Source organism: Micromonospora sp. TSRI0369 (assembly GCF_001905625.1).
GTDB classification, from domain to species: domain Bacteria; phylum Actinomycetota; class Actinomycetes; order Mycobacteriales; family Micromonosporaceae; genus Micromonospora; species Micromonospora echinospora_A.
The window spans coordinates 671,394-689,441 of sequence record NZ_LIVU01000003.1; the positions used below are offsets into that span (position 1 = coordinate 671,394).

General features: G+C 75.0%; 20 protein-coding genes. 6 read left to right on the forward strand and 14 right to left on the reverse strand.

Annotation, left to right across the window (positions count from 1 at the left end):
* Positions 1–13 precede the first annotated feature (13 nt).
* From AMK25_RS11835 to AMK25_RS11860, 6 genes are read left to right on the forward strand one after another with little or no spacing between them, the layout of a single operon-like run.
* A complete protein-coding gene (locus AMK25_RS11835; protein ID WP_073828392.1) occupies positions 14–994 on the forward strand; it encodes a carbohydrate ABC transporter permease in 981 nt (326 codons plus the stop codon).
* Entirely contained in the window at positions 991–1,857 is an 867-nt protein-coding gene (locus AMK25_RS11840; protein ID WP_073828393.1) for a carbohydrate ABC transporter permease, read from the forward strand. Before AMK25_RS11835 ends, AMK25_RS11840 begins: the two co-directional genes overlap by 4 nt.
* Positions 1,854–2,483 carry a hypothetical protein gene (locus AMK25_RS11845; RefSeq protein ID WP_073828394.1) on the forward strand — a complete coding sequence of 210 codons (630 nt, stop codon included), beginning with the start codon at positions 1,854–1,856 and terminating at the stop codon, positions 2,481–2,483. Before AMK25_RS11840 ends, AMK25_RS11845 begins: the two co-directional genes overlap by 4 nt.
* A complete protein-coding gene (locus tag AMK25_RS11850; protein ID WP_073828395.1) occupies positions 2,480–3,364 on the forward strand; it encodes a PmoA family protein in 885 nt (294 codons plus the stop codon). Before AMK25_RS11845 ends, AMK25_RS11850 begins: the two co-directional genes overlap by 4 nt.
* 29 nt (positions 3,365–3,393) lie before the next feature.
* On the forward strand, positions 3,394–4,344 hold the full coding sequence (locus tag AMK25_RS11855) for a sugar kinase (protein ID WP_241826332.1): 951 nt from the start codon (positions 3,394–3,396) through the stop codon (positions 4,342–4,344).
* On the forward strand, positions 4,341–4,955 hold the full coding sequence (locus tag AMK25_RS11860; RefSeq protein WP_073828397.1) for a bifunctional 4-hydroxy-2-oxoglutarate aldolase/2-dehydro-3-deoxy-phosphogluconate aldolase: 615 nt from the start codon (positions 4,341–4,343) through the stop codon (positions 4,953–4,955). The genes AMK25_RS11855 and AMK25_RS11860 overlap by 4 nt, the downstream gene beginning before the upstream one ends.
* Here AMK25_RS11860 and AMK25_RS11865 read toward each other — a convergent pair.
* From AMK25_RS11865 to AMK25_RS11930, 14 genes are all read right to left on the reverse strand, one after another.
* Complete coding sequence (locus tag AMK25_RS11865) at positions 4,948–5,712, reverse strand: hypothetical protein (protein ID WP_073828398.1); 765 nt, start codon at positions 5,710–5,712, stop codon at positions 4,948–4,950. The genes AMK25_RS11860 and AMK25_RS11865 overlap by 8 nt on opposite strands.
* A gap of 18 nt (positions 5,713–5,730) precedes the next feature.
* Complete coding sequence (locus AMK25_RS11870; RefSeq protein WP_073828399.1) at positions 5,731–6,207, reverse strand: hypothetical protein; 477 nt, start codon at positions 6,205–6,207, stop codon at positions 5,731–5,733.
* Positions 6,204–7,124 carry a hypothetical protein gene (locus AMK25_RS11875; protein WP_073828400.1) on the reverse strand — a complete coding sequence of 307 codons (921 nt, stop codon included), beginning with the start codon at positions 7,122–7,124 and terminating at the stop codon, positions 6,204–6,206. Before AMK25_RS11875 ends, AMK25_RS11870 begins: the two co-directional genes overlap by 4 nt.
* Positions 7,121–7,795 (reverse strand): phage tail protein, encoded by a 675-nt coding sequence (locus AMK25_RS11880; RefSeq protein WP_073828401.1) that lies wholly within the window; start codon positions 7,793–7,795, stop codon positions 7,121–7,123. Before AMK25_RS11880 ends, AMK25_RS11875 begins: the two co-directional genes overlap by 4 nt.
* Positions 7,776–10,397: a putative baseplate assembly protein gene (locus AMK25_RS11885; protein WP_073828402.1), complete on the reverse strand. Its 2,622-nt coding sequence runs from the start codon at positions 10,395–10,397 to the stop codon at positions 7,776–7,778. The genes AMK25_RS11880 and AMK25_RS11885 overlap by 20 nt, the downstream gene beginning before the upstream one ends.
* Positions 10,394–10,834 (reverse strand): GPW/gp25 family protein, encoded by a 441-nt coding sequence (locus AMK25_RS11890; RefSeq protein ID WP_073828403.1) that lies wholly within the window; start codon positions 10,832–10,834, stop codon positions 10,394–10,396. Before AMK25_RS11890 ends, AMK25_RS11885 begins: the two co-directional genes overlap by 4 nt.
* Positions 10,831–11,169: a hypothetical protein gene (locus tag AMK25_RS11895; protein ID WP_073828404.1), complete on the reverse strand. Its 339-nt coding sequence runs from the start codon at positions 11,167–11,169 to the stop codon at positions 10,831–10,833. The genes AMK25_RS11890 and AMK25_RS11895 overlap by 4 nt, the downstream gene beginning before the upstream one ends.
* Positions 11,169–12,740, reverse strand: a complete 1,572-nt coding sequence (locus AMK25_RS11900) for a phage baseplate assembly protein V (RefSeq protein ID WP_073828405.1) — start codon at positions 12,738–12,740, stop codon at positions 11,169–11,171. Before AMK25_RS11900 ends, AMK25_RS11895 begins: the two co-directional genes overlap by 1 nt.
* Complete coding sequence (locus tag AMK25_RS11905; protein WP_073828406.1) at positions 12,737–13,495, reverse strand: CIS tube protein; 759 nt, start codon at positions 13,493–13,495, stop codon at positions 12,737–12,739. The genes AMK25_RS11900 and AMK25_RS11905 overlap by 4 nt, the downstream gene beginning before the upstream one ends.
* Positions 13,495–13,944, reverse strand: coding sequence for a hypothetical protein (locus AMK25_RS32700; RefSeq protein ID WP_241826333.1), 450 nt, complete (start codon positions 13,942–13,944; stop codon positions 13,495–13,497). The genes AMK25_RS11905 and AMK25_RS32700 overlap by 1 nt, the downstream gene beginning before the upstream one ends.
* A gap of 1,051 nt (positions 13,945–14,995) precedes the next feature.
* Positions 14,996–15,478 carry a phage tail protein gene (locus AMK25_RS11915; RefSeq protein WP_073828408.1) on the reverse strand — a complete coding sequence of 161 codons (483 nt, stop codon included), beginning with the start codon at positions 15,476–15,478 and terminating at the stop codon, positions 14,996–14,998.
* Between the two features lies 1 nt (position 15,479).
* Positions 15,480–16,736: a phage tail sheath family protein gene (locus AMK25_RS11920; protein WP_073828409.1), complete on the reverse strand. Its 1,257-nt coding sequence runs from the start codon at positions 16,734–16,736 to the stop codon at positions 15,480–15,482.
* 16 nt (positions 16,737–16,752) lie between these two features.
* Complete coding sequence (locus tag AMK25_RS11925; RefSeq protein WP_073828410.1) at positions 16,753–17,433, reverse strand: carboxypeptidase-like regulatory domain-containing protein; 681 nt, start codon at positions 17,431–17,433, stop codon at positions 16,753–16,755.
* Positions 17,430–18,038, reverse strand: a complete 609-nt coding sequence (locus AMK25_RS11930) for a glycine zipper family protein (RefSeq protein WP_073828411.1) — start codon at positions 18,036–18,038, stop codon at positions 17,430–17,432. Before AMK25_RS11930 ends, AMK25_RS11925 begins: the two co-directional genes overlap by 4 nt.
* Positions 18,039–18,048 lie beyond the last annotated feature (10 nt).

The following is an 18,048-nucleotide window of genomic DNA, read 5'->3' on the forward strand; positions in this document are numbered from 1 at the left end:
AAGGACCGGTCCCGTGGCTCTCACCACGGCGCCCGGCCGGACCCCGCGCACCGGACCGGCCGGCCCTCGCCCCACGCGGCGTCGGGCCGGCCGGGCCCGGCTCGGTGAGGGCCTGGCGGGGTACGTCTTCCTCTCGCCCTGGCTCATCGGACTGATGGGCGTCACGGCGATCCCGATGCTGCTGTCGCTCTGGCTGAGCTTCACCGACTACGACATCCTCACGCCGCTGTCCGAGGTGCGGTGGGTGGGGCTGGCCAACTACGAGCGGATGTTCACCGCCGACCCGTCGTACTGGCACGCGGTGCGGGTGACGCTGACGTTCGCGCTGATCGCGGTGCCGCTGAAGCTGGCCGCCGCGCTCGGCGTGGCGCTGCTGCTCAACCGGGCCTGGCGCGGCGTCGGGCTGTTCCGCAGCCTGTTCTACCTGCCGTCGCTGCTCGGCGGCAGCGTCGCGCTGGCGATCGTCTGGGTCAACATGTTCAACCGGGACGGCGCGTTCAACTCGTTCCTCGCCCTGTTCGGCGTCGAAGGGCTGCCCTGGGTCAGCGACCCGGACTGGGCGCTGGAGACACTGATGGTGCTGGCGATCTGGCAGTTCGGGGCGCCCATGGTGATCTTCCTGGCCGGGCTCAAGCAGGTGCCCACCGAGCTGTACGAGGCGGCGGCGGTGGACGGCGCCGGGGCGTGGCGGCGCTTCCGCGCGGTCACCCTGCCCATGCTCTCCCCGGTGATCTTCTTCAACCTGGTGCTGGAGACGATCAACGGCTTCCAGGGCTTCACCGCGGCGTTCGTGCTCAGCAACGGCACCGGCGGCCCTGTCGACTCCACACTCATGTACACGCTGAAGCTCTACATCTCCGGCTTCACCGACCTGGAGATGGGCTACGCGTCGGCGATGGCGTGGGTGTTCCTGTTGGCGATCGGCGTGATCACCGCCGTCTTCTTCAGCACCGGCCGGTTCTGGGTGCACTACTCGGACGGAGACGACTCATGACGGTGCTCCCTGCCACCCGCCGGCCGGGCAGTGGCCGGAACGTGCTGCGGCTCGTCGTGCTCGTGGCGATCGTCGCGGTGGTGCTCTACCCGCTGTTCTGGATGCTCGGCACGTCAGTCAAGTCGCAGGCCGAGATCGTCAACAACGTCGGCCTGCTGCCGGAACGGTTCACCCCCGGCAACTACCTCGACGGCTGGACCAACTTCGACATCAGCTTCGGCCGGTTCTTCCTCAACAGCGCGCTGGTCAGCGGGCTCACCGTCGTCGGCAACGCGCTGTCCTGCCTGCTCGCCGCGTACGCCCTGGGCCGGCTGCGGTTCCGGCTGCGCAAGCTGTGGTTCACCGTCATGATCGGGACGCTGCTGCTACCAGGGCACGTGCTGATCGTGCCGCAGTACATCCTGTTCCGCAGCCTCGGCCTGGTCGGCGGCGACTGGCCGTACCTGCCGCTGCTGGTGCCGCAGTTCCTGGCCACCGAGGCGTTCTTCGTCTTCCTCATGGTGCAGTTCATGCGCGGCATCCCACGCGAGCTGGACGAGGCGGCCACCATCGACGGCGCTTCCCCGTACGGCGTGTTCCGGCACGTCATCCTGCCGCTGAGCCGCCCGGCGCTGGTCACCACGGCGATCTTCTCGTTCATCTGGACCTGGAACGACTTCTTCCGGCAGCTGGTGTTCCTGTCCAGCCTGGAGGACTACACCGTCCCGGTGGCGCTGACCCTGTTCATCGACTCGACCAGCCAGAGCGCCGTCGGCCCGATGTTCGCCATGTCGGTGCTGTCGCTGCTGCCGGTGTTCCTGTTCTTCCTGGCCTTCCAGCGGATGCTCGTCGAGGGCATCAACACCAGCGGGCTGAAGGGATGACCGCCGTGCCGGCCCACCCCGATGCCGTGCCGGCCCGTGGCGACTGGCGGGACACGCTGCGCGAGGCGACCGACCTGGCGCTGCTCGGCTTCGCCGTGGCGTTCGCCGCGCTGCCGGTGCTCACGCTCGCCCCGGCGCTCGCCACCGCCAGTGCCGCGCTGCACGACCGGTCGGTCACCGGCGCCTGGCCCGACGCGCGGACCAGCCTGGCCCGGTTCGGCCGGGCGCTGCCCGCCGGGCTGGCGGTCAGCGCCGTCGCGCTCGCCGCCGTCGCGCTGCTCGCCGCCGACCTGGTCGCGCTCGCCACCGGCCGGGTGCCCGGCGGCGGGCCCGCGCTCGCGCTCACCGCCGTGGTGGTGGCAGCAGTGCTCGGGTACGCGGGCCTGGTCGCCGTCGCGGTCGGACGCACCGGCGGCCGGGGCTGGCGGACGGCCGCCCGCCGGGTGGCGCGCTCCTGCCCGCAGCGCCCCGGCGTGTGGGCCGCCGCCTCCGGCATCTGCGCGCTGGCTGTGCTGCTGGGCGTGCTGGTCACGCCGGTCGCGGTGCCGATCCTCGGCGGGTACGCCCTCGCGGCGCTACACGCGCTCGACGCCCGCCGCCCGGTCCCCGCCCCGGACCCGACGTGACCGCCGAACCCCGTTCCGCCGCTGCCGGCTCTGACGACGCCGACGCCGAACCCCGGCTGGTGGTGGACGGCGCCGAGGTGGCCCGGTACCTGGTCCGCCCCGACCTGGACCTGCGCCACGGGCCCCGGCCGTACCTGCATCCGGTGCGGACCCGGGCCGGCACCCCGGTCACCGACGCGCTCCCGGCCGACCACGTCTGGCACCTCGGCGCGTCACTGACCGTGCAGGACGTGGACGGCGTCAACCTGTGGGGCGGCCGGACATACGTGCGCGGCACCGGCTACACCTGGCGCGACGACCACGGCGTCATCGCGCACACCGGCTGGCGGGAGCGGACCGCCGACCGGCTCGACCACGACCTGGAGTGGCGCGACCGGCACGGCCGGGTGCTGCTGCGCGAGCACCGGCGGATCACCGCCACCCCGGCCGGGGAGGACGCCTGGTGGCTGGACCTGTCCGCCACGCTCACCTCCGCCACCGGCGCCGACGTGCGTCTGGGCAGCCCGGCCACGAACGGCCGCCCGGGCGGTGCCGGGTACGGCGGATTCTTCTGGCGTGCCGTGGCCGACAGGGAAGCGCGGGTACGCACCGCCGAGGCGGCGGGTGAGGAGGCGGTGAACGGCTCGGCCGCGCCCTGGCTGGCGATGTCCGCCTCGGCGCCCGGCGGTGGCGCGTACACGTTGGTGTTCACCGGTCTGGGGCCGGGCGACAGGTGGTTCGTGCGCACCGCGATGTACCCGGGTGTCTGCGTGGCGTACGCGTTCGACAGCCCGGCGGTGGTCGCGGCCGGGCGGCCCCGGCACAACCGGCACCGGGTGCTGGTCGCCGACGGCCACCTCGACCCGGCCGACGTGTCGGCCCGCCTGGGGGTGACGCCGTGAGCCCGGCGGGCGGGCCGGAGGTGGTCTGCGTGGGCGAGACGATGGTGGTGCTCGCCCCGGATGACGGTGGGTCGCTGGAGCACGCCGCGCGACTGACTGTCGGCGTGGGCGGTGCGGAGTCCAACGTGGCGGCCGGGCTGGCCCGGCTCGGGCACCGCACGGCGTGGGTCAGCCGGGTCGGCGACGACCCGTTCGGCCGCCGGGTGGTGGCCGAGGTCGCCGCCGCTGGCGTGGACGTCAGCCTGGTCACAGTGGATCCGGCCGCGCCGACCGGGCTCTACCTGAAGGATCCGGGGCCGGACGGGACCCGCGTGCACTACCACCGTGCCGGGTCGGCCGCGAGCCGCCTCGGCGCCGCCGACCTCGCGCGTCCCGGGCTGGCCGGGGCGCGGCTGCTGCACCTGTCCGGCATCACCGCCGCGCTCTCCGGCACCTGCCGTGACCTGCTCGTGTCGGCGTTGAACGGGCGGGCGCTGCCCGGCGCCCGGGTCAGCTTCGACGTGAACCACCGCCCGTCGCTCTGGCCCGCCGACCGGGCCGGCCCGGTCCTGCGTGACCTGGCCGACCGCGCCGACGTGGTGCTGGTCGGCCTGGACGAGGCGGCAGTGCTCTGGTCGGCGGACGATCCGGCCGCTGTTCGTGCGCTGCTGCCCGGCCCGGAGCTGGTGGTGGTGAAGGACGGTCCGGTCGGCGCGACGGCGCTGCCGCGTACCGGGCCGGCGGTGTTCGTGCCGGCGCTGCCCGTGGACGTGGTCGAGCCGGTCGGCGCCGGAGACGCGTTCGCCGCCGGGTTCCTCTCCGGGCTGCTGCGCGGCCTGGACCTGCGAGCCTGCCTGCGGCTGGGGCACCTGACCGCGGCGCCGGTGCTGGCCGTGCCGGGCGACACCGCCCCGCCGCCGGACCCGGAGACGATCGCGCGGGCGCTGGCGCTGCCGGAGACGATGTGGACCGAGCAGGTCAGGGGAGGAAGCAGAGGATGAGCGGGCACGACTTCGAGGCCCTGTTCGGCGACGCGCGGGTGATGGTGATCCTGCGCGACCTGCCGCCCGGTGAGACGGTACGGCTGGCGGAACTGGCCTGGGATCTCGGCATCGCCGTGGTGGAGGTGCCCATCCGTACCCCGGAAGCGGTGCCGGCGCTGCGCGCCGCCGTGACGGCCGGGCGGCGGCGGGGCCGGATCGTGGGCGCGGGCACCGTGCGTACCCCGGCGCAGGTCCACGACGCGGTGGCCGCCGGGGCGGCGTTCACAGTGGCCCCGGGCCTGGATCTGGCGGTGGCCGACGCGGCGGCCGGTCTCGGCGTGCCGCACCTGCCCGGCGTGGCCACCCCGACCGAGGCGCAGCGGGCACTCGACCACGGCCTGGTGTGGCTCAAGGCGTTCCCGGCGGTCAGCCTCGGCCCGGCGTGGTTCCGCGCTGTCGCCGGGCCGTTGCCGGAGGCCCGGTTCGTGGCCACCGGCGGCGTCGATGCCGGCAACGCGGGTGACTTCCTCTCCGCCGGGGCGCGCGTGGTGGCTGTCGGGTCGGCGCTCACCGACCCGGCGCAACTGCCGCGCCTGGCCACGCTCGCGGCCGGCGGCGCGGTCACCTGACCGTACGGCCGGACGTCGTCGCCGTGGTCCGGACCGCCTTCACGATCGCCGGGATCGACCCGATCAGCAGCACCAGCGCCCAGATCAGCGCCACCACGGCGAACACCACGGCGCCGAGGTCGTCCAGGATGCTGACCAGGATCACCGGCACCAGGGCGTGCAGGAACTGCAACACCACTGTGCACAGCAGCGTGGTCAGCACCAGCGCGACGAGGCCCTTGTTGCGCAGGAACCGGGGCTGGGCGGCGAGCAGCAGAGCGGCCCAGACCAGTTTGAGCAGCAGCGCCAGCCCGAGCAGCACCGCCGCGTCGTCGACCGGGAAGAAGCCCCAGACCGCGAGGTACGCCAGTGTGCCGAACGGCGGCGCCAGGAACAGCGACACCATCACCGTCAGCTCGACGAACGCGACGATCAGCAGAACCAGCGACACCAGCAGCAGCACGATCGAGAAGACGAGCGTGGCCACGCCCTGCACCCGGCCCTGCACCCGGTCGGGCAGCACCAGGCTCAGGCAGAACAGCCCGGTCGTCCAGAGCGCCACCACGTCGATCAGCGCGAGATAGCCGATGCCGCGCCCGGACGGCTCGGACACCGCGCCGACGTCGCCGAGCTCGACGCCGAGCCGCCCGGCGCTGTCCCGCAGCGCGCCGCCGGCGTCGCCGCCGCCGGTCAGCGCCGCCGCGCCCAGCTCCACGCCGACCACGAGCGCCACCGCGAGCAGGGCCAGCAGCAGGAACGGCTTGCGCAACTCACCCATACCGCGTCTCCGTCCCGGTCAGGACCGGGCCAGCGTGACGGCGCATCCGCCACCTCCCGGACAGCGCAGAAGCACCTCGGTCTCCCGGTCCACGGCCACCTTCGCCACCGCCGGGCCGTTCGCGTCGGGGGCGACCTCGTCGGTGACCGTGACGTCCGCGTCGCCCGGCGCGCGGGCGGTCACCTGGAACGGTGTCGTGCCGCGCAGCACGAGCGTGCGCAGCGCGCCCGGGTCGGCGACCCGCAGCCGGCACACCGTCCCGAAGGTGAGCGTCACCCCGTCGGCGGTGGTGGCCGGTTCGGCGGCCGGCGGCAGGCACGTCACCGCCACCGTCGCCGGGTCGACCGTCCCGGATCCGCGCCCCAGGCGAGCCAGCGCGCCCGGCCCGGCCGCCGGGTCGCCCCTGTCGTCGCGGCGACCGGCCACCGCCACCACGTACAGCGCCACCAGCAGCACTGCCACCGCCACCAGCAGCACTTTCTGCCTGGTTGTCATGGCCGGACGACGGGCGTGAAGCGGATCTCGTCCACTCCGGCGAAGTACCTGTCGGTGCCCTGGGTTCTGCTCACCGCCACGAGCGTCAGCTTGTGCGGGCCGCGGGTCAGCTCCACGGTGCCCACGTCCACCTCGTCGGTGCGGACCACCGTCGGGCTGAACCCGAAGAACGTGTCGCCGACCTGCCGGCCGTCGACCAGCCAGATCGTGTTGGCGTAGTCGAACGACGTGGTCCGCACGGTGGAAAACCGCCAGGTGCCGCCGGCCGGCAGGTCCACCTGCACCGTCACCCGGTCGCCCACGGCCCGGCCCAGGAAGAACAGCTGCGCGTCACCGGACCACACCACGTCGCAGCAGTTCTTCTGCGCCACCACCTCCGCCTTCGCGCCGGTGGGGGACTGCACCGCCGCGCCGGAGACGAGCGACTCCGCCTCCACTGTCACCGCATTCGCCTGCGGCGGGGCCGGGGTGTCCGGTCCGCGGGTCACCAGCCAGGCCACCACCCCGGCCACGACCAGCACCAGCGCCGCGGCGGCCGCGATCCACGGCCACGGCGCGCGCTTCGGGGGTACGACGGCCCGCACGTCGTACGTGACCCGTCCGCTGGAGCGGGAACTCTCCTCCGGCGCGGTGTTCGCCGAGTACGCGAACCCGCTCATGTCGTAGCGCCGGGGCGGCGTGCCGGGCGGCACGGCGAGCCGGACCAGGAATGACACCGAGCCCTGCCCGGGCACCACCCGCTGCGGCTCGGCCACCGTGAACCAGGCCCGCTGGCTGCCCTCACCGGGCGCGACGTCGAAGACGACGGTGTCCGGCGCGGTACCCGGGTTCGACACGGTGAACGTCAGCTCACCGTTGTTACGGGCGTCCAGGGTGAACTGTTCGGCGGCGGCGACGACTGTCCATTCGGTGGTCATGACGGCTCCTCGGGCGGATCGTGGGGCAGGGGTGCTGGTACGTGGGCCCGGCCGACAGCGCGCACCGAAGCGACCCCGGCGGCGGGCTCGGCGACGTCCGGCTCGGGCGGCACCGGGTCCGGCGGCCCCAGGTCGGGCGGCACCGGGTCGGGTGGCGCGACGTCGGCCGGGGCGGCGACGACCTCGACGGTGACCGCGGCCGGTTTCTCCGCCTCGACGATGCGGGTGACCAGCGCGAGCCGGTCGGCGGCGGCCGGCGGCACCCGCACCACCAGGTGGAACGGCCGCTCGGGCGGCTCGTCCAGCACGAAGCCGGTCACTCCGGTGGCCAGCTCCAGCGCGGTCCGCATCCCGTACGGGGTGCCGCGCCACCGGGCCAGCAGCGCGCCGTGCGCCACCAGGTCCCGCAGCCGGCCCACCGGCAACGGCAGCGGCGCGTCGGCGCGGGGCGCGGCGACCACGTGGTCCATCGCCACCCAGCGGGTCAGGTAGGCCACGAACCCGTCCGGCGTCCGGTACGGCCCGAACAGCGCGTCGACGTCGGCGAGCACCGCCTCGTCCGGGGCGTGCAGCGCTTCCATCACGTCCAGCAGCGCGCCCAGCACGCTGCCCCGGCCGGCGGCCCGCTGGTACGCGGCGGGCAGCAGCCGCTCAATCGCCGCTCGGCGCATCCTGCCGCACCACCTCGATGTCGTGCTCGCCGGAGCAGAGCAGCCAGGTGCCGGGGACGGTGACCACGTCGGCGGTGGCCTGGTTGGCGCTCGCCGTCCAGTCCTCGCCGTCGCCGCTGCGGAACACGCCGCGCTCACCGCCGGCGAGCACCAGCCGCCCGGCGCCTGACGTGCCGGTGGGCGCGGTGGCGGCGATGGCGTCGACCGGGACGAACCGGGTCCGGTCCCGCAGCGGCAGCCCGCAGTTGACCATCACCGGCGACCACTGCGGCTGCCCGGCGAGCGTGTCGAGCCGGACCACGCCGCCGCTCTGCGTCGCGGCCAGCGCGAGCGGGCCGCTGAACGCCAGGTCCCGGCAGGTGCCGCCGATCCAGCCTGACGCCATCGACTGCCACTTCACGTCCGACTCGAACAGCCGGGTGCGGTGGCAGCCCTGCCCGGGCTTCTTCGGGTCCGGCTCGCCCGCGCCGCACCACAGCAGCGTGGCCGGGCCGTCGTACTGCACGGCGAGCACCCGGTTGTCGACGTTGGCGAGGCCGACGTGGGCGAACGTGCCGGGCCGTCCGGCCGCTGTGGACAGGTAGACCCCGAACCCGGCCTGCGCGGCCACCGCCACCCCCGGCGCGCCGCGCTCGGAGACGAACGCGCGCACCGCGTAGAAGCCCCGGTCCGCGTCGGCCGGGTCGACCAGGATCTGCAACGGCACCGCGCCGGGCAGCAGCGGCACCTCGTACAGGCCCGCGTCGGTGGCCAGCAGCAGCGCGCCGGTGCCGTCACGGTCGATCCAGGCCAGATCGCGGACGCCGGAGTCGAGGTCGGTCAGCAGCGTCCACGTCTCGCCCAGGTCGGTGCTCAGCCGGACCCGGGAACCTCCGGCGTCGCGGGTGGTCACCACCGCCACCGAACCGGCCCGGGGGACGACGCCGGGGCGTACCGGGGCGGGCGCGGGCACCACCCGCACCACGGTCTCGCCGTCGAACCGGCCGGCCGGTTCCCAGCCCGCCCCCGCGTTGGTGGAGCGGAACAGCACCGGGCCGCCGCCGGCGTACCAGGTGTCGGCCTGGTACTGGTCCACCGCCACGGTGCGCACCTGCGCGTCAGGGGCCTCGTCGACCACGAACCGCACCGACTCGACGTAGCGCACGCCCGGCTCGGCGTGCTCCAGCATCCGGTACACGTTCGAGGCGCGCAGCGGCTCGCCGAACGCCCAGCCGGCCGGGTTCAGCGGCGTGGGCAGCGGGCTGAGCGTCTGGTGCAGCCGGTCGTGGATGCGGCGGCGCACCGCGTCCACGTCCTCCTCGCGGCGCACCACCACCCGGGCCTGGATGGACACCGCCTTGTACCGGGCCCAGCCCGCCCGCACCGCCGTACCCAGGGCGCGGCGGCGTTCCAGGTCGGCCTCGACCCGGCGGCGGGCCTCCTCCACCTCGTGCTCGCGCAGCACCTCCACCGGCAGCCGTCCGCCGGGGCGGGCCGCGTCCGGCACGTACGGCACCAGCACCACCTCGACCTCGCCGGGCCGGGCGAAGCTGTAGACGGCGGCCCGGGTGAACGCCCGCGCCCGCGCCACCGCCCCGGAGCCGGTGGCCAGGATCTCGAAGTCCCGGGCGGTCACCGCGCGCTGCTGGGCGAAGAACTCGTACGGCCCGCGCGCCAGCACCGACTCCAGCGACTCCAGGTCCCGCCCGCCGGTGGCCGGCGCCGGGTTGTCCACCTTCACCCCGGGCAGCGGGTCGCGCAGGCTGGTCAGCACACCCGCTGCCACGTTCCCGGCCGGCCCGCCGCCGCAGCGGTACCAGAGCCGCACCTGCCGCCCGGCCGGCGGCACCGCCGCCACTGTGGTCGCCCCGGCCGCCCCCTCGACGGCCGCAGCGTCCACGACCGGGCGCAGGTCCAGCGCCGGGGCGAACGTGACCACCCCGGACGCCCGGTCCACCAGGTAGACCTTCGCCTGCGGGCCGACACCGGCGAAGCTGTCCACCGGCCGCCAGATCTCGTACGTGCGGCCCTCGTGCTCGCGTGCCGCCGCGCCCAGCTCCACCGAGCCCGCGGGCACCTCCACGCCGAGCAGCAGGTCCAGCGCCTCGGTGGTACGCGTCAGCGGCGCGCGGGCGGCCCGGAACACCTGACCGGGCTGTCCGGTGCCGGTGCCGAGCAGCTCCGCCTCGACCGGCTCGCAGTGGTGCACCCGTACCGTCACGGTGGTCTCCCCGGCGGGCAGCACCGCCGGTTCGGTGGTCACGAAGACGACCGGCCGGGGGTCCGCGCCGCGGGCCGCGGCGACCCGGGTGCCGGCCGGTACCCGCACCGGGCCTCGGTCCGGGCCGGTACGGGTCAGGCGCACGTCCGCCCAGGCCGCCGCCGGTGGGTGCCGGGTGACGCCGAGCAGGTTCAGGAACGCCACGTATGCCTTCTCCGGCAACTGGTTCAGCCGGTAGATCATCACCTCGGTCAGGTAGGCGAACGCCTCCACCAGCGCCATGCCCGGGTCGTGCGCGGACAGGTCGGTCCAGTCCGGGCAGGACCGGGCGATGCGGTCCCGTGCCTCGGTGACCAGGTCGAGGAAGGCGCGGTCGTCCAGGTGCGGCACCGGCAGCGTCATGACGTGCCCTCCTCGTCTGCGGTCTCCTCGTCGGCGGGGAGCAGGTCGACGGAGAACACCAGGTGGCCGGGGGAGAGGCTGGCCCGGACCCGGTAGTCCAGCCGGATCACCAGGCGCCACGGGTCGTCCGGGTCCGGGCCGGCGTCCACGTCGAGCACCTCGACCCGGGGCTCCCAGCGGCGGATCGCCTGCCGCACGTAGTGGATCGCCAGCCCGGCTGTGGTGTCGTCGTTCGGCGCGAACACGAGCCGGTGCAGCCGCGACCCGTACCCGGGGCGCATCAGCCGTTCCCCGGGCGTGGTGGACAGCAGCAGGTACAGCGCCTGGCGTACCGTCTCGTCGCCGTCGGTCATGGCGAGCCCGCCGGCGGCGGTGAGCGCGAGACCACCGGCGCGGCCGGCGTCGAAGCCGGCGCCGACGAAGCGGAAGGCCCTCATGCGTCCGCCCCGAGGAAGCTCTGCCGCACGTCGCGGACCTGGTGGTGCACGGTGCCCGGCGGGGTGCCGTCGGTGAGGCCGTCCAGGTGTGACAGCACCACCGGCTGCCGGTCCACCCGCACCCACGTGCTGTAACCCACTGTGACGGTCAGCGTGTGCAGGCACAGTTTGATCGTCGGGCCGTAGTTCGGGCAGGCGGTGATGTCGCGCCCCTCCGGGTCGGGGCGGGTCAGCACCGGCACGGCCTGGACCGTCACCCACTGCTGGGACGGGCGGTTGCTCACCCGCCCGTCGTGTCCGCAGGTGATCAGCGAGTCGCGGTGGATCCAGCGCATCAGCCACCTCCGGCGGAACGGGCGAGCGTACGGGCCTGGGCGGCGGCGGTCTCGGCGTCCTCGGCCGCCGGGGCGTGCAGGAAGTCGACGGTGCGCCCGCGCACCACGACGGCCCGGCCGGGCGCGGAGAGCACCAGGTCACCGGCGGCGTGCACGGTGGTCAGCTCGGGGCGCAGCTCGACGAAGCTGCCCGCGTCGGTGGCCAGCCGCAGCGTGCGCCCGTCGTCGTCGATCACGATGGACTGCCCGGTGCCGGTCCGCATCGACCAGCGGCGCGAGCGGCCGGACACGATCCCGGTGTCGTACGGCTCGACCGCGCCGAACAGCGAACCGAGCACCACGCCCGAGGCCGGCTCGCCGCCGGGCAGCGCCACCAGCACCGTGTCGTCCGGATCGGGCAGCGCGACGATGCCCTTGCCCCGGCCCGCGCCCGGGCAGAGCACCGCGAGCCAGCCGGCGTCCAGATCGCCGTACGCGGGCAGCGTCACCCGGGCCCGGCCCAGCCCGTCCGGGTCGTCGACGTCGGTGACGGTGCCGAGCGTGACAGTCGCCGCCGGGGGCGCGGCCGACGGCGGCGGGCCGGGCGGCGCCGTGGAGAACCGGGTCAGGTGCCCGTCGGCGTCCACCGTGTGCACCACCTCGGTGAGCACGTACACCCCGGCGAGCGGCTCCGGGACGCCGGCCAGCGCGATCCGCCGGCCGGGCCGCAGCGCCGGGTCGCCCTCCGCGGTGCCCTCGGCGGTGACCAACGCCGCCACCCGGGCGTCCAGCCCGGCCTGGGCGAGCGCGGCCAGCTCGTCGTCGCTGCGGCCGGGCTGGTCGACAGCGGTTCGGACGCCGTCCGCGCCCACGTCGCCCGGCTCGGGGCGCAGCGGGATACGCCGTCCGCTGCGCGCCTCGTCCGCGCGCTGGCTCAGCGCCTCGGCGCGCTGCGGGTGCCAGCCGAGTACGGCGCACTCCGCGCCCGCCCGGTCCAGGTTCTCGGTGATCCGCAGCGCGTGCACCGTCTCGCCGAGCGTCAATGGCAGCGGCTCCCCGTAGCCGTCCAGCGTGAACAGCCGCAACCGGTCACCGTCCACGCCCAGGTGCAGCCCGGCCCGGCCGGCCACCTCGCACAGCAGGTCCAGGTCGGTGTGCCGGTGCTGGAGCAGCCGGTCCAGGCGCGGCCCGTCGTCCTCGGCATCCACGCTCAACCCCAGCCCGGCGCACAGGTCGGCGGCCAGCTCGGCGGCGGTCACCGACTCGAACACCCGCAGCTCCTGCCGCTTGCGCAGCCGGTGCAGCGGGTCGTACGCCCGGATCCGCGCCAGCGGCACGCCGTCACCGGCGTACTCCCGCTCGACGGCTGTCACCTCACCGGTGAACAGCGCCTCCGCCTGCCCGTCGAGGCGCACGTCGACTGTGGCGCCGGGGCGTACCGGAGGGTCGAGGGGGCCCGCGCCCGGGGCGGCGGCGAACGTCAGCTCGCACTGCGCCGGGCGGTCGAGGCGGGCGGCGACCCGGACGGCGCGCAGCCGGGCGGGGTCGGCCAGCGGCCGGCCGTCGACTGTGACCAGGGCGGCCCGGCTCACGGCGTACCCCCTGTGGTGACGGCATCCGGCGGGACGGTGGCGGCGCCGACCGGCGGCACGGCCAGCGCCGTGCCGGCGGGCACCGTGAGCGGGTCGGTGATGCGGTTGTGCTCGGCGAGCAGCCGCCAGCGCAGCGGCGAGCCCAGCGCGTCGTGGGCGAGCAGGTCGAAGCGCACCCCGGACCAGCCCGGCTCGGCCGCGCCGTCGGCGGCGGCGACCACCGCCGAGCCGGGCGCGACGGCAGGGGTGCTCGCCGCGGCCAGTTCCTCCTCGAATCCGGCGCGTGCCGCTTCGGCGCTCTCCGCGGCCCGGACCAGCTTCAGCCGCAACCAGGAACGCCGGGGTGTGCCGGTGAGCGTGAACGCGTCGAAGCGTTCCGCGATCGCGGTGATCACGCCGGGGACGTTCCAGGTCTTGCCCCAGACCAGGCGGACCAGCGGCGGGCGCAGCCAGCCGTGCTCGACAGTCGAGTTCTCGGCGAGCATCCACAACGGCCGGGTCAGCGCGCGCACGTCCTGCGGCCGGGCCGGCGACTCCACGAAGTCGACGTCGAAGAGCAGATCGAGGACCAGTTCGGTACGGCCGCCGCCGGTGAAGACCAGCGGATCGTCGGCCAGCCCGGCACCGGTCAGCGGACCGTCCGGGCCGCCGCGCGGGCGTACCCCGGCCAGCCGGGTCACCTGCACGGTTTCCGGGTTGAGCAGGCAGTCGACCCGGGTGCCGGACTCGTCCACGAGGAAGGCGACGCGCTCCATCAGTCACCCGCCTGTTCCCGGTCCAGCCGGGCCGTGTCACTCCACGGCGTGGTGCGCGAGGGCTGCCACGCCGGTTCGGCCGGGAGCGCCGGCCACGGGTCCGCGCCTGGCCCGCCGCCCTCCGCCATCCCGGTCGACACCGGGCCCGTCGTGCGGATCGGGCCGGAGCTCTCCGGCAGCGCCGGCCACGGGCCGCCGTACGTGGGCCGTCCGGCCCGCTGCCCCTGCCTCGCCCAGGACTCGCCGCCGGACGCCGGGTCGTGCCCGTCCGGGTGCGGTGAGCCGGCGGCCCGCCCCGGGTACCGGGCGACGGTTCCGTCCCCGGCCCCGTCGCGACCGTTCGCCGATCCGGTTCGATCGCCCCTGGTGGGTGTGGCCGGTCCGGGAGGCGACGACAGTGGCGCAGCCGCGAAGACGAGCGGGAGCACGTCCCCTCGATCGGGCGGCACGTCCGCTCCGTCGTCCCGGTGCCGAGCCCGGCCCCGGTCGAGCTGTGCGAGGTTCCGGAGAGCGTCCACCCGATCGAGGTCGGGCCGCCGCTCGGACGGCGCCGGCCGGTCCGGTTCGCCGGAGCTTACGTGACCGGGCGATCCGACCGTGTCCCGGCTGCTGGCCGGGCCGGTGCGCCGGTCGGCGCTGGTGGGCGCGCCGGTGCCGGTGGACCTGTCGGTGCGGTTGCGATCACTGCTGCCGGCGCTACTGGTTGCTCCACCTGTTGTTCGTCCGGTGCCGGCGGATGCTGTGGGTTTTATGGCCGTGGCTCTGGTGCCGGTGCCCTTGCCGGTGGCCGGTCCGGTGCCGTTGCCGGTGGCCGGGGTGCCGTGGGTGCGTGGTCTGCCGAGGGCGTCCCGCGACCCGGATCCTTCGGCGAGGCACGCCGATCCGGCCGGGCCGCGTGACGTTACGCACCCGCACGCCGGAGCGTCCTCACGTGACCTGGCACCGTCCGGGCGTACCGCCTGGCCCGAGCGGCACCGAGTGTCCACCGCCGGCGGAAAGGTCTCCGCCCCCGCCGTGCCTTCCCCACCATCCACCCGTGTGGACGCCACTCCCGGCCCGGGCAGCGCCGCACCCCGTCCGACCCGCTCCACGGATCTCCCACCCTCCGAGATCCCCGTCCCACCCTCCAAGACCTGCGGAAGATCTTGGTAGGAAACGGCCCCTATGGGGGCCCTTTCGTACCAAGATCTCGGCGGGCCGTTGCGGGAAGCGGCGAGTCCGTTGATCAAGCGGGCCATCCAGCGCCACCGGCCCCTCTGGCGCCGTTCGACGGAGGTCGGGGAAGGAGCGGAGGGCGGGGAAGGGGCGGAGAGCGCGGGGGGATCGGCGGGCAGGGGGGGATCGGCGGGCGGGGGAAGGTCGCGCAGCAGTCCGGGGGCGTGCGCCGCCACCAGGCGCCGCCAGTGCTCGGGAGCCTGGCCGGGGGAGGGCGGCACGTCCGCGGCCGGGCCCGGACCGGACAGGCGGTCGGCGGTGGCCCGCAGCGCGCGGGCCAGCCGGTCACGCGGTCGCCGGGGCGGCGGCACCGCCGGCCTCCAGCTCCAGACCCTCGTACGCCAGGGTCAGCGCCTCGATGGCGATCTCCTGCGACAGGGTGTTCAGGTGTGCGCCCCGCCACCGGGTCGGCCAAGCGTTGATCATGTTCCAGCGCAGCACCTCGGCGGTGCCGGCCGGGTCCAGCAGCACCACCGACACGTTGCGCCGGTTGACGGTGCCCTTCGCCGCCGCGTTCACCCAGTCCCACAGCTCCCGTGAGCTGGTCAGGCCGAAGTGGAGAGTGACCGGGGCGTACTCCACCTGGCCGGGCACGGCCCGGATGCGCTCGTTGCCCGCCTCCCGGTACGACAGCGCCGGTATCGCCACCTCGAAGCCGCTGACCTCGGTGAAGTGCCCGTTGGTGACGCCGTTGATCAGCAGCTTGAAGTGGTACGCCCGGTACGGGTCGACGGGCGCTCCCGGCTGCGGCGTCGCGGTGGTGGGCATGTCAGCCTCCGATCGTCTCGGTCTCGGTGCCGCCGGCCCACTGGCTCAGCTTGAACACCACGAACTCCGCGGGCTTGACCACAGCAATGCCGATGTGGGCCACCACCATTCCGGCGTCGCGGACGTCGGCCGGGTTGGTCTCCTCGTCGCACTTGACGAAGAACGCCTCCTCGGGCGTACGGCCGAGCAGCGCGCCGTCGCGCCACACCCGGGTGAGGAACGCGCCGATGTCGCGGCGGATCGAGCGCCACAGCGTGAAGTCGTTCGGCTCGAACACCATCCAGCGGGTGCCGTTGGCGATGGCCTGCTCGATGGAGATGGACAGCCGCCGCACGTTCAGGTAGCGCCACTCGCTGGCCTCGGCGGCGAGCGTGCGGGCGCCCCACAGCCGGATGCCCTCCCCGGCGAAGAACCGGATCACGTTGACGCCCTTGGGGTTGAGCACGTCGTGCTCGGGGCGGGTGACCCGGTACGCGAGGTCGACGGCGCCGCGTACCGGCTCGTTGGCGGGCGCCTTGTGCACGCCGCGCAGCGCGTCGGTGCGGGCCCAGATGCCCGCGACGTGCCCGCTCGGCGGGGTGAGCACGAGGTCGCCGCTGAGCGGGTCGCGGACCCGGATCCACGGGAAGTAGAAGGTGGCGAAGTCCGACTGCCGGGGCCGGTCGCCGCCGGTGCCGGGCGGTTCGTCGTCGGCGTCGCCCGGCGTACCCTCCGGGGGTTTGTCGGCCGACGCGGCCGAGCCGGCCGACGCGGGCTTGGGCGGCTTGCCCGGGGTGGCGACCCGGGTGAGCCGGGAGACGTCGGTGACCTCGGGCGGCGGGTCGCAGATCGCCACCATGGTGCGCAGCCGCTCGGCCATGCTGATCAGCGCCTCGTGCGAGACCGGGTCGTGGTAGCCGGGGGCGGCCAGGATGGAGACCTCGTCGATCGCCTCCAGCAGATCCAGACCGCCGCGCCGCCCGCCGGTGCCGGTGAGCCGGCCGCCCTCGCCGACGTTCACCACCCAGCAGCGGGTGCCGCCGTTGTCCAGGAAGCCGAACACGGCGCGGGCCAGCGGGGTGCTCTCCAGGTGCTCGCCGTCGGCGTACAGCCGCAGGAACTCGGTCCAGCTGTTCACCGCCAGCGCCTCGCCGACGTGGGCGGTCCGGTTGGGCGCGACCCCGACGAAGGCGGCGGTGCTCATGCCGACCGGTCCGATCGGGCGGGCCCCGCTGGGCACCTCCTCGACGTAGATGCCGGGGGAGAAGTAGGTGGGCATCGGTCCTCCTCGGACGTCAGTCGGGGGCGCGGACGACGATCAGGTGGTCGCCGTCCGGGTCGAGTTCGGCGGTGTGGACACGGCCCGCGCCGATCAGCCGGATCCGCACCGGGGCGTCCGGCGAGTCGGGGTCGTGCGGCACGCCGGCCAGCCGGAACCGACCGGCGGCGTCGGTCTCGGTGGCCTGGGCGCTGCCCACCAGCTCCACCCGGACGGCGGCGAGCGGCTGGTCCTGCGGGCCGACCACCCGGCCGTCGAGCGTGCGCATGCCGAGCTGCCGCAGTCGCAGCGGGTGCCGCACCGGCGGCGCGATCGGGGCCGGCCGGTCGATGCGGGCCGGCACGTCCAGCAGCAGCGCCGGCCGGGGCGCCACGCCGAGCGCCCGCCACAGCGCCGGGTCGCCGGTGGCGAGCACCAGCTCCGGCCGGCCCGCCGTGGTGGCGGCGGCGAGCACCCGGTCCAGGGCTGCGAGGGCGGCCGGCCCGCCGCCCGCGACCAGCAGCCGGACCACGAACCGGTACGGCTCGCGCGCCGCGCCGCCGGTGGCGGTCTGCCGGGCCGGCCGCAGCTCCAGCGGCCAGAGCGTGAGGCCGCCGTCGGGGTCGTCGCGCGGCGGACCGACCGGTACGGGCTCACCCGCGGCTCCGGTCAGCCAGCTCGCGACGTCCGCGACGGCCGCCTCGATCGCGCCGGTCATCGCGGTGGCGTCCCCTGGATCCGGTACGCGATGGCCTCGTTCCAGACGTGCGGGTACACGCCGATCTCGAAGTAGCGGGTGAACCGGTTGATCGGCGCGTTGGTGTGGTCGTGCCAGAGCAGCCACACCGGGGCGATGGTGAACAGCACGTAGTTGAGCGCCACCAGCGGCAGGTAGAACGGGCCGAGCAGCCGGGCCTGGAACACGTGCACGTCCTCGTGGCGCTGGATGCCCGGGCTGGACCCGGCGCACACGGTGCCGATCGTGGTGGCGTACCGGGGGGAGACGCCCTCGATCACGTTGACCCGGCCGCTGCCGGCCGAGACGATCCGGTCGAGCTGGTGGCCGAAGACCAGGTGCAGGGCCAGGAAGAGCGCCCCGGCGAACGTGTTGAGCAGGCTCCAGGTGTGGTCGACCACGAAGAGGAAGATCCCCTTCGGGTCGGGGCCGTACGTGCCGGCGGAGGCGGACGCCCAGCCGAAGGGCGCGCCGAGGAGCAGCCCGACGACCGCGCCGACCAGCAGGCCGACGGTGCCGGCGGCGAGTTGCCCGAGTACGGCGCCGAAGACGACCTGGACGGCGGCGCTGAGGATGCCGAAGATCATGGGGGTCACC

Excerpts from the sequence above, each read along its gene's own strand:
- AMK25_RS11845 (WP_073828394.1), top strand. The coding sequence starts at position 1,854 with ATGACCGCCGTGCCGGCCCACCCCGATGCCGTGCCGGCCCGTGGCGAC.
- AMK25_RS11890 (WP_073828403.1), bottom strand. The coding sequence starts at position 10,834 with ATGAGGGCCTTCCGCTTCGTCGGCGCCGGCTTCGACGCCGGCCGCGCC.
- AMK25_RS11870 (WP_073828399.1), bottom strand. The coding sequence starts at position 6,207 with ATGACAACCAGGCAGAAAGTGCTGCTGGTGGCGGTGGCAGTGCTGCTG.
- AMK25_RS11840 (WP_073828393.1), top strand. The coding sequence starts at position 991 with ATGACGGTGCTCCCTGCCACCCGCCGGCCGGGCAGTGGCCGGAACGTG.
- AMK25_RS11860 (WP_073828397.1), top strand. The coding sequence starts at position 4,341 with ATGAGCGGGCACGACTTCGAGGCCCTGTTCGGCGACGCGCGGGTGATG.
- AMK25_RS11915 (WP_073828408.1), bottom strand. The coding sequence starts at position 15,478 with ATGCCCACCACCGCGACGCCGCAGCCGGGAGCGCCCGTCGACCCGTAC.
- AMK25_RS11925 (WP_073828410.1), bottom strand. The coding sequence starts at position 17,433 with ATGACCGGCGCGATCGAGGCGGCCGTCGCGGACGTCGCGAGCTGGCTG.
- AMK25_RS11905 (WP_073828406.1), bottom strand. The coding sequence starts at position 13,495 with ATGGAGCGCGTCGCCTTCCTCGTGGACGAGTCCGGCACCCGGGTCGAC.
- AMK25_RS11880 (WP_073828401.1), bottom strand. The coding sequence starts at position 7,795 with ATGCGCCGAGCGGCGATTGAGCGGCTGCTGCCCGCCGCGTACCAGCGG.
- AMK25_RS11865 (WP_073828398.1), bottom strand. The coding sequence starts at position 5,712 with ATGGGTGAGTTGCGCAAGCCGTTCCTGCTGCTGGCCCTGCTCGCGGTG.
- AMK25_RS11875 (WP_073828400.1), bottom strand. The coding sequence starts at position 7,124 with ATGACCACCGAATGGACAGTCGTCGCCGCCGCCGAACAGTTCACCCTG.
- AMK25_RS11895 (WP_073828404.1), bottom strand. The coding sequence starts at position 11,169 with ATGCGCTGGATCCACCGCGACTCGCTGATCACCTGCGGACACGACGGG.
- AMK25_RS11930 (WP_073828411.1), bottom strand. The coding sequence starts at position 18,038 with ATGATCTTCGGCATCCTCAGCGCCGCCGTCCAGGTCGTCTTCGGCGCC.
- AMK25_RS11920 (WP_073828409.1), bottom strand. The coding sequence starts at position 16,736 with ATGCCCACCTACTTCTCCCCCGGCATCTACGTCGAGGAGGTGCCCAGC.
- AMK25_RS11885 (WP_073828402.1), bottom strand. The coding sequence starts at position 10,397 with ATGACGCTGCCGGTGCCGCACCTGGACGACCGCGCCTTCCTCGACCTG.